The organism is Arthrobacter sp. SLBN-112 (assembly GCF_006715225.1).
In the GTDB taxonomy this organism is placed as follows: Bacteria; Actinomycetota; Actinomycetes; order Actinomycetales; family Micrococcaceae; genus Arthrobacter.
Genome location: NZ_VFMU01000001.1, coordinates 3023871 through 3036071 on the forward strand (window position 1 = coordinate 3023871; position 12201 = coordinate 3036071).

General features: G+C 61.7%; 14 protein-coding genes. 13 read left to right on the forward strand and 1 reads right to left on the reverse strand.

From position 1 onward, the window contains the following. Positions 1 to 41 precede the first annotated feature (41 nt). The 11 genes from FBY33_RS13925 (at position 42) to FBY33_RS13970 (ending at position 7387) form a co-directional block, all read left to right on the forward strand. Positions 42 to 1454 (forward strand): MFS transporter, encoded by a 1413-nt coding sequence (locus tag FBY33_RS13925; RefSeq protein ID WP_442858331.1) that lies wholly within the window; start codon positions 42 to 44, stop codon positions 1452 to 1454. Continuing rightward, positions 1451 to 1861 (forward strand): (R)-mandelonitrile lyase, encoded by a 411-nt coding sequence (locus tag FBY33_RS13930; RefSeq protein ID WP_142031073.1) that lies wholly within the window; start codon positions 1451 to 1453, stop codon positions 1859 to 1861. Before FBY33_RS13925 ends, FBY33_RS13930 begins: the two co-directional genes overlap by 4 nt. 28 nt (positions 1862 to 1889) lie before the next feature. Beyond that, complete coding sequence (locus FBY33_RS13935; RefSeq protein WP_142031074.1) at positions 1890 to 2747, forward strand: aldo/keto reductase; 858 nt, start codon at positions 1890 to 1892, stop codon at positions 2745 to 2747. A gap of 125 nt (positions 2748 to 2872) precedes the next feature. Further along, positions 2873 to 3448, forward strand: a complete 576-nt coding sequence (locus FBY33_RS13940) for a flavodoxin (RefSeq protein ID WP_235010568.1) — start codon at positions 2873 to 2875, stop codon at positions 3446 to 3448. 50 nt (positions 3449 to 3498) lie between these two features. Next, positions 3499 to 3819: a carboxymuconolactone decarboxylase family protein gene (locus FBY33_RS13945; RefSeq protein WP_142031076.1), complete on the forward strand. Its 321-nt coding sequence runs from the start codon at positions 3499 to 3501 to the stop codon at positions 3817 to 3819. Between the two features lie 279 nt (positions 3820 to 4098). Then, positions 4099 to 4695, forward strand: coding sequence for a recombinase family protein (locus FBY33_RS13950; protein ID WP_142031077.1), 597 nt, complete (start codon positions 4099 to 4101; stop codon positions 4693 to 4695). After that, positions 4696 to 4887 (forward strand): helix-turn-helix domain-containing protein, encoded by a 192-nt coding sequence (locus FBY33_RS20870; protein ID WP_327436751.1) that lies wholly within the window; start codon positions 4696 to 4698, stop codon positions 4885 to 4887. Positions 4888 to 4952: 65 nt separating this feature from the next. Next, positions 4953 to 5672: a DDE-type integrase/transposase/recombinase gene (locus FBY33_RS13955; protein WP_327436752.1), complete on the forward strand. Its 720-nt coding sequence runs from the start codon at positions 4953 to 4955 to the stop codon at positions 5670 to 5672. Between the two features lie 60 nt (positions 5673 to 5732). Further along, positions 5733 to 5939, forward strand: a complete 207-nt coding sequence (locus FBY33_RS13960; protein ID WP_235010569.1) for a ribbon-helix-helix protein, CopG family — start codon at positions 5733 to 5735, stop codon at positions 5937 to 5939. Then, positions 5936 to 6304, forward strand: a complete 369-nt coding sequence (locus FBY33_RS13965) for a type II toxin-antitoxin system death-on-curing family toxin (protein WP_142031078.1) — start codon at positions 5936 to 5938, stop codon at positions 6302 to 6304. Before FBY33_RS13960 ends, FBY33_RS13965 begins: the two co-directional genes overlap by 4 nt. A gap of 876 nt (positions 6305 to 7180) precedes the next feature. Further along, positions 7181 to 7387, forward strand: a complete 207-nt coding sequence (locus FBY33_RS13970; RefSeq protein WP_142031079.1) for a hypothetical protein — start codon at positions 7181 to 7183, stop codon at positions 7385 to 7387. A gap of 182 nt (positions 7388 to 7569) precedes the next feature. Here the strand turns inward: FBY33_RS13970 and FBY33_RS13975 are convergent, their stop codons facing one another. After that, a complete protein-coding gene (locus tag FBY33_RS13975; RefSeq protein ID WP_142031080.1) occupies positions 7570 to 7830 on the reverse strand; it encodes a hypothetical protein in 261 nt (86 codons plus the stop codon). Between the two features lie 668 nt (positions 7831 to 8498). Here FBY33_RS13975 and FBY33_RS13980 point away from each other — a divergent pair. Both FBY33_RS13980 and FBY33_RS13985 read left to right on the forward strand, forming a co-directional pair. Continuing rightward, entirely contained in the window at positions 8499 to 9338 is an 840-nt protein-coding gene (locus FBY33_RS13980) for a hypothetical protein (protein ID WP_142031081.1), read from the forward strand. A 33-nt stretch (positions 9339 to 9371) separates the two neighbouring features. Next, positions 9372 to 11711: a serine hydrolase domain-containing protein gene (locus FBY33_RS13985; RefSeq protein WP_160141961.1), complete on the forward strand. Its 2340-nt coding sequence runs from the start codon at positions 9372 to 9374 to the stop codon at positions 11709 to 11711. Positions 11712 to 12201: the final 490 nt, after the last annotated feature.

The following is a 12201-nucleotide window of genomic DNA, read 5'->3' on the forward strand; positions in this document are numbered from 1 at the left end:
CACCGCACAGCAGGCACTCCCGCGCATGGGAAAGGGCTGGTTTGCTTGAAGAAGCTCCCATTCTCACCCGAAAGGACCCCATGTCCCTGACTGCTGTCAGCCCTGCGAAAACCGCGGCACGGCCGAGGGCTTCACTGACGGTAGCCATGCTTGGCTTCTTCGTCGTGGCCCTGGATGCGCAGATCGTGAATGTGGCACTGCCCGCGATCCGGAACGACCTCGGCGGCGGCCTGGCAGGGTTGCAGTGGGTCGTCACCGGCTACACGCTCATGTTCTCGGCGCTGCAGCTATTTGCCGGGACGTTCTCCGACAGAACCGGGGCCCGCCGGGCGTATGGGATGGGGATGATCCTGTTCACTGTCGCGTCGGCGGCGTGTGCATTCAGCCCCACCCTTGCCGCTTTGATCCTCAGCCGGATCCTTCAGGGTATCGGAGCAGCAATGATCACTCCGACCTCCCTTGCCCTGATCCGGGAGGCATACCATGACGCGACACAGAGAGGCCGGGCCATCGTGTACTGGGGCCTGGGAGGCTCCGTCGCGGCCGCGGCGGGACCAGTGCTCGGGGGTCTTCTCACCGAGATCGACTGGCGGCTGATCTTCTTCGTTAACCTCCCCGTGGGGGCAGTCGCCCTCATGGTGCTCTCGCGGGTAGGCAAGTCGCCGCGCCGGCCCTCTCCGTTCGACTGGACCGGGCAAATCACCGCTGTCCTGGCGCTGGCAAGCCTCACGTACGGCATCATCGAGGGAGCGTCTACAGGATATGGAAGCCCCGGGATACTCACGGTTTTCGCAGTCTCTGCCGTATCACTCACGGCGTTCCTGATCGTCCAGGCCAGGGGGCGGACGCCTATGATCCCACTTGATTTGTTTAGCTCTCGAACGGTCTCCACCACCCTGGCCATTGCGCTGGTCACCATGGCAGCCTTTTACGGCGTCGTATTCCTGCAAAGCCTCTACTTCCAACAGCAACGCGGTGCCACAGCACTGGAGACCGGGCTGTTGTTCCTGCCGATGACCGCACTCGTTGCACTGCTCAACCCCTTGGTTGCCCGGCTCATGGCCCGCTACGGAGAGGTCGCCATGATCGCAGCCGGACAAATCATCATGGCAGTCGGGCTCACCGGGCTTTGCCTCCTACCCTCGGACTCACCGGCGCTGTTGGTCGCACTCGTCATGGTGCCCGTCGGTGTCGGCGGATCCTTCACCGTGCCGCCGATCATCGCGATCGTCATGGACAACGTGCCCGCCCAACGCGCGGGCACGGCCAGCGGCGTGGTCAACACCGCACGACAGGTCGGCGGCTCCCTCGGCGTCGCGATATTCGGTGCCGTCCTCGCAAGCGGACGGTTCATGGACGGGCTGCGCACCAGCCTCGGTTGGACCGCTGTCATCCTCGTCATTCTCGTCATAGCCTCCCTGACGCTGCGCCACGGACAAAGGAGAACCGCATGAAACTCATCAACCCCGCACCAACGGTCAAAGCACCCAAGGAAAGATTCACCGGCGACGCCTACCTCAGCCCGCTCCACACCGGCGAGGCACCCTCGCAACTGACGGCCGCCCTGGTGCACTTCACACCCGGTGCCCGCACTAACTGGCATTCGCACCCCCTCGGTCAAACCCTGCACTGCACCGAGGGCGCCGGACTCGTGGTGACACGGGACGGCACCGTGATCGTCATGCGCCCCGGAGACACAGTCCACACCCCGCCAGGTGAAGAACACTGGCACGGAGCAACATCGGAGAGCATGATGTGCCACCTGGCCATGGTCGAACGCCTCAACGGGGAAAGCGCCACCTGGCTTGAACCCGTCCATGACGCCGACTACCAAACCGCGCACAGCCGTCAGACCAACTGATAACCACATCAACGCAAAGGAAAAAACCATGCACAACGTGACCCTTAACAACGGCGTAGAGATGCCGATTCTCGGCTTCGGCGTCTTCCAGATCCCGGACAATGAAACCCAAGCCGCGGTCGAAGCCGCAATCGCAGCCGGCTACCGCCATCTGGATACGGCAGCGTCCTACGGCAATGAAGAGGCCGTCGGCGCCGCGATCAAAGCAAGTGGCGTGGCCCGCGAGGACCTCTTCGTCACCACCAAGCTCTGGATCCAGCACGCCCCCACCGGCAACGTCCAGGACGACAGCAAGCGCGCCTTCGAAAACTCCCTGACCCGCCTCGGCCTGGATTATGTGGACCTGTACCTGATCCACCAGCCGCTCGGTGACTACTACAGCGAATGGCGGGCCATGCAGGAAATCAACAAAGAAGGCCGCGCCCGCGCCATCGGTGTCTCAAACTTTCACCCAGACCGTCTCGTGGACCTCATCGACCACAACGAGATCGTCCCCGCCGTGAACCAGATTGAAACGCACCCCTTCCACCAGCGGGCAGAGGACCAGGCACTCATGATCGAACGAGGCGTTCAGATCGAATCGTGGGGGCCCTTCGCCGAAGGCAAGAACGGCCTCTTCACGAACGAAACCCTTGCCGCGATCGGGGAAAGCCACGGCAAATCCGTCGCCCAGGTCGTGCTCCGCTGGCTCATCCAGCGCAACGTCGTGGTGATCCCCAAATCCGTACGACCCGAGCGCATGGCGCAGAACCTCGACGTCTTCGACTTCACCCTGACCGAGGACCAAATGGGCGCCATCGCAGGCTTGGATACCGGTGACAGCCAGTTCTTCGACCACCGCGACCCGGCCATGGTGGGCTGGCTGGGCGGACGCCGGTACAGCTGATCCGTCCAGCCATGAACACGCCACCAGACGCTGGCCGGCGCTCAGTACTTCGCTTCGGAGTCGGAGCGCTGGCTGGCGTGCTGATGGGCACAGCAACAACTGGCTGCACCCCAGGAGTAAGCACCATGCCTTCACAAGAACCGTCTTCGCAGAACCCACCAGCCCGCCAAAGTCGAGGCCGGGTGCTGCTGGCCTACTTCTCCCGTGCCGGCGAGAACTACTACTACGGAGGCCGGACGGACCTGATAGTGGGCAACACGGAAGTCCTTGCCGGCATGATCAATGACCGCCTCGACTGCGATGTTCACCGTATCGAGGCCGCCGACCCTTATCCCGACAGCTACGACGCCACCGTGGCCCGCAACGTCCGCGAGCAAAACGACAACGCCCGCCCTGACATCGCCAACCCCCTGCCGGCCATCGACCAGTACGACACCATTCTGCTGGCCAGCGGGATATGGAACGTCCGCGCACCCATGATCATGGCCACGTTTGCCGAGAGCTACGACTTCACCGGCAAAACGATCCATCCAGTCACCACCCACGCTATGAGCGGGCTCGGCAACACCGGAAGCGACTACACCAAATTCTGTCCTGGCGGGGTCATTGGCCAAGGTTTGGCGGTGAAAGGCGAGGAAGTCAGGGACGCCGGTCCGGACATCGACTCCTGGCTGCAACGCATCGGACTCCTCGAAAAATAGCACCTTGGCAAGCCACGCTCATGCACAACCAACCATCCGAAGGACCAGCCATGAACGAACAAACCCAAACACGTGCCCAGCAACTCATCGGTGACTTCGCCCCCAAACTCGTCGACCTCACCGATAACGTACTCTTCGGAGACGTGTGGGAGCGTGCCGAATTGTCCCCGCGCGACCGCAGCCTGGTCACCGTCGCCAGTTTGGTCACCAGCGGCAGCACCGAACAGCTCCGCGGGCACCTCGTTCGGGCCAAGGACAATGGCCTGACGGAAACGGAACTCAAAGAAGCCATCATTCATCTGGCCTTCTACGCAGGATGGCCCAAAGCGATGTCCGCCATCACGGTAGCCAAGGAAATTCTCACTCCCTGAAGCCGGACAAAGCGCGGCCCAGACGATGAAGTAGTTCGTCTGGGCCGCCGTTACCTGCGACCGGTATAGGACCCTAGTTGACCGTCCGCTCCGGGCGCGGCGCGACTGACGAGTGGGAATGTCTTAGAAAACAAAAGCTTTCTGAGACACTTTTCTGGACCTTAGGAGGGGCCAGCAGCCGGCTGAGAAAGCCGGGCACGCCGTTGTCTTGCAAACACGTCTCACCATAAATCGTCTCAGCAGGGACCCGTAAGGGACTTTTTGAGTCAGAATGGCCTAATGAGGCATTTGGGTTACACGCGGGTGAGTACTTCGAGCCAGGATGCCCAGCTGCAGCTCGACGCACTCGTCTCCGCCGGCGTGCAGAAGCGCGACGTTTTCGCCGACGTGACCTCCGGAAGCAAGACGGCGATCGAGCGGCCCGGGATGAAGAGGCTCCTCGAGTATGCAGAGGAGGGCGACACTGTCGTTGTGTGGCGGGTCGATCGGCTGGGCCGGTCATTGATCGACGTGCTGAACACCGTGAACCTGCTGAGAGAACGCGGCGTCCAGGTCCAGTCAATCTCAGACGGCATCGACCCGGCAACCTCGACGGGCCGGCTAATGCTGAACATGCTCGCCACCTTGGCCGAGTATGAGCGCGAGCTGATCGTAGAGCGCGTCAACGCCGGCATCGCCGCTGCCAGGCAGAACGGAACACGCTTTGGCCGGCCACTGACGGATCCGCTTGTCATTGCCGACAAGCTCGCGATTGCGCAGGACGCCCGGGCGAAGGGACGCACCGCGGAAGACGCCGCACGCCTCGTGGGCTGGAGCCGTGCCACTCTCTACCGCCACCAGCAAGCCCTCGCCGCGCGCGAGGGCATCACCATGTAGGTGTTCCTGACCGGCGGTGAGCGCTGGAGAGTCCTTCGACTTCACGTCGAGGACCAGATCCCGCTTACCGCCCTCGCCCGTGAAACCGGGATTAGCACCCGCACTCTTCAACGCTGGCTTCGGCTCTACCGGCTGGTGGCGCGGGTGCTCTCGAGCTGCGACCGCGCGCCGATGCCGGCACGCGGCGCATAGACCCAGGAATGGTTAGGTTTATCGAGGGACTCGCGCTGACCAGACCGCGCCCGAGTATCGCAACGTTGCACCGACTTACGGCGGCCGAAGCAGGCAGACGAGGCACCCAAGCGCCGAGTTACTCCGTTGTCCGCAAGATCGTCCAGGCACTGGACCCTGCCCTGGTGACCCTGGCTCTCGAAGGTCCCGCATCCTATCGGGACCGGCATGAACTTGTCCTTCGACGCCGCGCCGACCGCCCAAACCACATCTGGCAAGCGGACCACACCCAACTCGACATCCTCATCAACGGAGCCAACGGCAAACCTGACCGGCCTTGGCTGACGACAGTGATGGACGATTACTCCCGGGCGCTCTGCGGCTACACCGTTTTCACTGGAGCGCCGTCAGCGCTCAACACAGCTCTCGCCCTCCGGCAGGCCATCTGGCGCAAGAGTGATCCCAGCTGGGCAATGTGCGGATTGCCCGACATCCTGCACGTGGACCACGGCTCCGACTTCACCAGCCACCACCTTGAACGCACTGCCATCGAGCTGCACATCCGCATCATTCACTCGACCCTCGCCCGGCCTCAGGGCCGAGGAAAGATCGAGCGGTTCTTCGGGACCATCAACACCGAAGTTCTTCCCACCCTCCCCGGGCATCTGGGGCCCGGGACCAGAAAACCACAGCCCGCACTAGATCTCCCCGGACTGGATCGGGCTATCGGAGGCTTCGTCGCCGCCTACAACGACCGGCCCCACAGCGAGATAGGTGACACCGCGGAGCTGCTCGGATGCATTTAGTGCAATTAGCGGGGCGTGCAGTCCAGTCAAGAGCGGGTACCGTTTTGGTACCATAGTGACATGGCTATGAATCTCCGTGTCCCTGAAGACCTCGATCGGCGGCTGGAGAAGTTGGCCGCCGAGGAACACACGTCCAAGTCCGCGCTTCTGTTGCAGGGCGCAGAGTTGGTTCTGCAGCGCCACGCGCGCCGGCGCGAAATCAGCCAGGGCCTTGATTTTGTTATGAGTCATGATGCTGAGTTGCTGAAGCGTCTTGAGGACGCGTGACAGCATACCTGGACATTGAGGATGCACTTCAGGTAGTCGATCGGTACGGCTTCCATATCCGTGATGTCGGGTTGTTGGCCTCGGCATTGGCCAGGCCGGCCACGACTGTCATGGGCGCGGAAGCCTATCCGGAACTGGCGGTGAAGGCGGCAGCCTTGTTGGAGTCGGTCGCCCGGTTCCATCCACTCATTGATGGGAACAAACGGACTGCGTGGACGCTCATGGTGCTGCTGCTGTGGATCAACGGTTACCGGCATGGCTTCACCACGGATGAAGGCTTCGACCTCGTCGTCGGAGTCGCCGCGGGCACTGTCGACTTGCTGGACTCTGCCGCCGAGATTTCCAGGCATCTGGTGCCCCGGTAGTCCTCCAGCGCCCCCGGAAGGGGGTGTGGACAATGTCCACACTTTTCGTCTCGTACTGGGCCAAACAGCCTCCGGACTGCTCCGGATTCCGCATGTTTTCGCCGGCTCGCAGTGTTTACAGGGGAGGGAATGCAGTTCGAGTCCCACCTCGGGCACGACAGATCGCCTCGTCAGAGGCGATTTTGCTTTGACGTGTGTATCAAAGCTTGCTGTCGCGTCGTCTGACGGGTGGTTCGCGGGCTGTGGCCTGGCCGCCGCGGGGCCTGTTCAGGTTTGTGGGGTGGCGGGTTCAAGTCCCTGGCTGGTGGCCTTCCGCCTGCTGGGGTGGGGTTATGCAGTTCCTCGTTTCCGTTCTGTCGGGTTGGCCGGGGGTGGCCTACACCTGTTCATGCGTCGGGGAAGCGGGGACGACATGACTTCGGAGATCTCGCTAAAGAGCGCCCCTCGGAGTCGGTCTTACGGCGTGCCGGCGAGAGCCGCGCCCCGAGGTTTGTCCTGCCAAAGGGGGTGTGGACAGTGTCCACACTTACGTCTGCTTTATTGGAGGGCCGAGAGAACTCGAGTCCGATGTCAGGTCGGGCCACCAACATGTCGCCTTCGGTTGCCCCTCCGCGGGTGCAAGGGGCAGTCAGGTCAGCTCTCGCCTGCCGCCCGGTTGCTTGGAAACGCTAGCCCATTCGCGACAGGTCGCTTATGAGACGCTGCACAGGGCAACGATGCTGGCGTGGGCTATGATCTCTTACGCTGCAGCGTTGTCGGTGCTCACTGCGCTGATCCTTGTATTTTGGTCGCCCGTGAAAGACGTTCGGGGAATTTGATCGCGACGGCTGTTGGGGCCTTTGCCGGTCCTTTGCCTTGAACCGGATCCTAGGGTCGGTGAACCCTCCGCAGTTCTTCGTGGACGCGCCCCTTCCGGTCTTCCCTGTCACTTGGCAGGACACTGGTTCTGGTGTTTTCGGGTTCGCCGCGCTGGCGCTGGTTTTGGGTCTGGGGCCGCTGCGGTCAGCACCGGCCCGGCGTCTGGTCCTCTTTGCCGGCCTCGGCGCAATCGCGGCACTCGTAGTTGATGTCTTCCTCTACTGACCGCGCCAACACCGAGCCAGCCGCAATCCGGCGGCAGCCCGAACCTGATGCCGGCGCTCAGCCCCACGACGGCGAAAGCAACGGCGTTAACGCAGCTCGACGCCGGAATGACATTGTCCCCATCAGTCCCAGCGGCTGAACCAGCAGGAGGATTTGGTGTCCGTTCAACGGCCCGGCGAAGTCTAGGATTCGACGAGCGTCAAGATTGATTCCGGGCGGACGCCGTCGAATTTCATCGCATCGGCTGCAGCTTTGGACTCCATCATTCGCTGGAATTTATCCATGTCCGGGACTTCGACGATGAGTCCTACACGGTTGGTCTTCACCGGATCAATGAACGTTCGAACGGTGATGCCCGCGGGACCGAAGATTTCTGCGCGTTTTGGTGAGCTTAGCCAGTGCTCAACGTCGTCGACCTCGTGGGTGATTATTAGCGTTGGCATCGTCGCCCCTGCTTTCTGAAGTTGCGTCAGAAGCCAAACGGGAGAGGGACCGCGTTAGGCATCCTGATCACGCTGAACCTAGCATGGCCTCGATCGCAGGGCTAGGGACGGAAGATAGGTAGCCGGCGCCCTCCTGTCCTCTGCATGACGCCAAAAGGGGATCCACCGTTTACCGGTAGGGGCACCGAAGCGTCACCCAGGGTAGCGGACTTCTCGTCTCGTATCCCTAGCGTTTTGAGGCGGGAAGGTTATGAGACGCCTTCCGGTAGTTGCGAAGGCCAAGAGGGGTTCCGTCGCGTTTGAGTGGACAGGACACATAATGCGAATGACTTTGCAGACCGCTGCTTTGCTGCCGTCGTGACCAAAACTGATCCCAAGGGTTTGACCCGGCACGGGGACAGTCATGTAGGAGCCAGCTGGAAGGCAATGCGTGTAGCGGGCAATGCTAGCCCTTGCATAGGTTACGAGACGGACGCTACCGCCAGATCTCTAGGGCGAGTTAGACCCGGGCGGTGAAAAGCTGCCCCAGATTTGGCGCCGTACAACTCTTCATTGTCACGGGTTCTGCGTCGGAGGAGACTTGAGGCCGACGGCATCCCATCTCGGGCCGCCCGCCGGGCCACCCGGCTGCGGGGCCCCACAGTATCCTGCAGCGGCTTGGTGGATTGATGAGCTCCATGACACCCCTCGAAAAGGCTACTCAGCGGTCGCGCCATCTCTTGCCCTTGCTGCTTATCGCGCTGATTGGGTGTCTCGGCGGGTGCGAATATGAGGCCGACGACGTCTCCCTCCCGTCCGCCAGTTTTACGACTACGGAGGGGCCCTCCCCCGCACCAACTATGGAGGCTGGCACGGTCGCACCGCTGCCGTGCAGCGGCGACATCGGCCCCGGCACTTGCGACATCGACGCCGGCACGTACCCCGTCACCAGCTTCACGGAGCCTTTCGAGATCACCGTCCCAGACGGCTGGCCTGGCGGCGGCGGGGGCCTGGGCAAGTACGACCCGGATCACCCGGATGAAGGGGCGGTCTTCGTGGGTTGGTGGCCCGCCGACTACGTGCCGACGGACGCGTGCGCGTGGCAGGACGCGCTCGTCAAGCTCGATCCGTCGGCTGAGGCCTTCGTCGAGGCGATGACGGCGCAGACCTCAACGGCTAGCACCCCTCCCCTCAACGTCGTGCTGGGCGATTACTCCGGCTTCGAGTTCGACCACTCCGTCGAGGGCGACGTGGACATCACAGCCTGCGACCGCGGCAAGTTCTGCATCCACTCAGAATTCTCAAACGAATGCTCACGCTGGTACTCGACTCAGAATGAACGCGAAACCTACCGGGTGGTCGACCTGAACGGCCAGCGCGCTGTGATCTGGGTGGCCCAATACCACCCAGCCATCAATGCGGGGCTGACGAGAGAGGCTTGGGTGGCCCTTCACCCACCCATCAATCCGGAGCTGACGAGAGAGGCACGCGCCGTCTTCGACTCGATCGTGTTCAAGTCCGACGAGTGAACCAGTTAATGTGCGGCAAGGTGAGCGGAGGGTGTGGAAGTGAGCAGCGGGGTGTGGAGTCGTAAATCAGGGCGTCAGCGGGTAGCGGCGCTCACTGTCAGCCTGGGACTAGTGTTGGGGGTCGGCGGCTGCACCTATGAGGAGCCGGATTGGGAGCGATCGCTTCCAGGTTCGGCCTTTCCGGTGCCTTCGACTTCGCAATCTGAATTATCTGTTGCCGGACGCGAAGGCTGGGGCCCGGATGCCTTGTTCTACACGGATGCGGAAGGCCTATATGTCGGGGAAAACAGATGGCCACCGGCTCGCGTGGCGTCATTTACAACGACTTCCACCGGTGTGGTCTATGTGGATGCCGAGACGTCGAGGCTTGTTTGGGCAGACTGGGAACACGGCAGCAGGGAGCTCGGCTGGATGGAGCCCAAGGAAACCCGCGGGCGCCGTCAATGGGGTGAGTTTCGGGATATTCGGGACCTAGTGGGTAACTCCAGCCTTGATCTGGTCTCTTGGGTCCACAGGGGCGCATACAGCGGGGACATCGTCGTCGTGCGTCCAAGCACCGGGGAGGTGCTCGCCCAGGCACCAATCCCGTCTCTACCCGCCGAAAAAAGTGTGGTTTACGGATCAATCGATGATGCCGCCGTCTATTACGCAACCTCGCCCGGTGAAGGGGTGATCGGGGATGTGTGGGTTTGGCGGTGGGCCGCCGGCGCAGCTCCTCAACTGAGCGACCGGCCCGTTGCCGATGTCAGTGGAGACATCTGGGCGGTGGAGAGGGAGTATCGCATCGATTTTGAGAACGCTGACGGAACCGTCTTGTCATCGGTCCACTCTTCCTATGGAGACCGGACGGCTTTCGGCAGTGGCCTCAGCCCTGGGGGTCGGTTTTGGTACGCCCCGACCTATGATCTGATCGTCGAGACGGCGACAGGGGCAGCAGTCAAGATCGAACGCGGTTTCCAGCAGCGCTACGGCTGGGCCGGGCCTGAAGAGTTGACCCTGATTGGCCCAGGTATCTCGGTTTGTTCAGCAATAACGGGAAAATGCGAGGAATCATTCAAGTCCATGAACACGATGGGCTACAGGATCCTGTCGGTCGGGCCGATCGGCCAGCTATTGACCGCCGGGCATCCCGTGAGGAACATGAGGATTCTGGCAGGTATGGCCGATTCCCCCGCGCAAATGCCGGCAGGCACAAAAGGATCTGATGCCATGGTGGGATTACGGCTTCAGGCACCGTTCCTGCGGCTGGTGGCATTCACGGCCGCAGCGGCGATGATCGTTGGTGCTGAAGGCTGCACACCGGCTCCGAATCCGCCCGAGCAGCCATCTGCATCCCCCAACCCCTACTTGGAACTTGAAATATTCGGCAAGGCGATGATCGAACGCGGCGCACCAGCCGTTCTGATCCACGTCAGGAAAGACGGCCAGGAATGGTCCCAGGCGATCGGTGTCCGAAACCTGGAGAGCAAAGAACCCGTGCAACTCTCAGATCCTGTAGAGATCGCCAGCGTCACGAAGTCCATGGTTGCCGTGACTGTCCTAAAACTTGCTGAGGAAGGCAAAATCAAACTAGATGACCCGGTCGGCAAACATTTGGCCGACTTCGATGGCCTCATGCGTCCTCCCGGGCCCATCACCATCCGCCAACTCCTGAACCACACATCAGGGATGCCGGAGTACACCCCGGACGTGTTCGCATCCAAGCCCCTGAACGAGGTACTTGGCACGAGGCTAAGCCTCACTGAACGGCTTTCCGCGGCTGCAAAAACGCCGTGGACGAACGGCCCTGTCCCGGAGACCGATTACTCGCACTCGAACTACGTTGCGCTGGGAATGCTGGTGGAAAAGCTTCGGGGGCGACCCATCGGCGACGTCATTAAGACGGATATCATCGAGCCACTGGGATTGAAGGGGACGTCCATGACATTGGATGGACCGCCACCCCCGAACATGGCCCACGGTTACCTACTCATAGACGCCAAGCTAGTGGATGTTACATACCCCGCGTACCAGATTGGCTCACCGTCGGGCGGTATCGTTTCCACCGTTTCGGACCTCAACACGTTCTACAGGGCACTAATGCAGGGCGAACTCCTGAAGCCAGCCACCGTTGACGAGATGAAAGGAGCCGACGCTTCCTTCTACGGATTGGGCCTGTGGCGCTGGAACGACGCCTGCACGAACGGCTTCGCCTTCGGCCACCCGGGCGACATCCTCGGATACGGCACCGCCTCCATGACCAGCACCGACGGCAACCGCCAAGTGAGTATAGCCATCACCTATCCGCCCGCCCCGTACGTCGAAGGCGGAGAAAACCGGTTGGACGCGGAAATCGTGGATATCGCGCAAATGACCCTCCGCGACATGTGCTGATCCGCTGGTCGGAGGGCACTTACAGGACAACAGGACCAGGGTCTCGACCGATTCGTGCTCAACGTCGACCATGGTCGACGGAAAGAACTGCACGTTAAGGTTCCTCAAACTGACATCCGCCCCCCAAGTCAGAAACGATCCTTGAATCCAATTGACCAAGAGAAGATCGCCGGATCCACGCGCGCTGTGGCCTGATGCTCGTTCTGAACCAAACAGGTCCGAAAACGACCGATATCTTTAGTCCCTCTTCGTCGGTGCCTCGATGCGCGGCACATCCGATGTGGAAAGTGTCCACGACACATCTCTCACAGGCCCGCGTGTCCGAGGAGCAAACTGAAAATCGTGACACGTCCGATGCTTGATTGCTGAACGGCTGCAGCCTCAGCGTCGTTTTTTGAAGTCGTTTGCAGTGGCAATTGCGGTCTCTCCGCCAGTAAACGGTTCCTTTGCGGCTGGAAGCGTCTAATGGCCCGACTGCTCCACTATTCCC

Bases quoted from the DNA above. Each gene is read 5' to 3' on its own strand.
- FBY33_RS13930 (WP_142031073.1), top strand. From the start codon at position 1,451: ATGAAACTCATCAACCCCGCACCAACGGTCAAAGCACCCAAGGAAAGA.
- FBY33_RS13935 (WP_142031074.1), top strand. From the start codon at position 1,890: ATGCACAACGTGACCCTTAACAACGGCGTAGAGATGCCGATTCTCGGC.
- FBY33_RS13940 (WP_235010568.1), top strand. From the start codon at position 2,873: ATGCCTTCACAAGAACCGTCTTCGCAGAACCCACCAGCCCGCCAAAGT.
- FBY33_RS13945 (WP_142031076.1), top strand. From the start codon at position 3,499: ATGAACGAACAAACCCAAACACGTGCCCAGCAACTCATCGGTGACTTC.
- FBY33_RS13950 (WP_142031077.1), top strand. From the start codon at position 4,099: ATGAGGCATTTGGGTTACACGCGGGTGAGTACTTCGAGCCAGGATGCC.
- FBY33_RS13960 (WP_235010569.1), top strand. From the start codon at position 5,733: ATGGCTATGAATCTCCGTGTCCCTGAAGACCTCGATCGGCGGCTGGAG.
- FBY33_RS13975 (WP_142031080.1), bottom strand. From the start codon at position 7,830: ATGCCAACGCTAATAATCACCCACGAGGTCGACGACGTTGAGCACTGG.
- FBY33_RS13980 (WP_142031081.1), top strand. From the start codon at position 8,499: ATGAGCTCCATGACACCCCTCGAAAAGGCTACTCAGCGGTCGCGCCAT.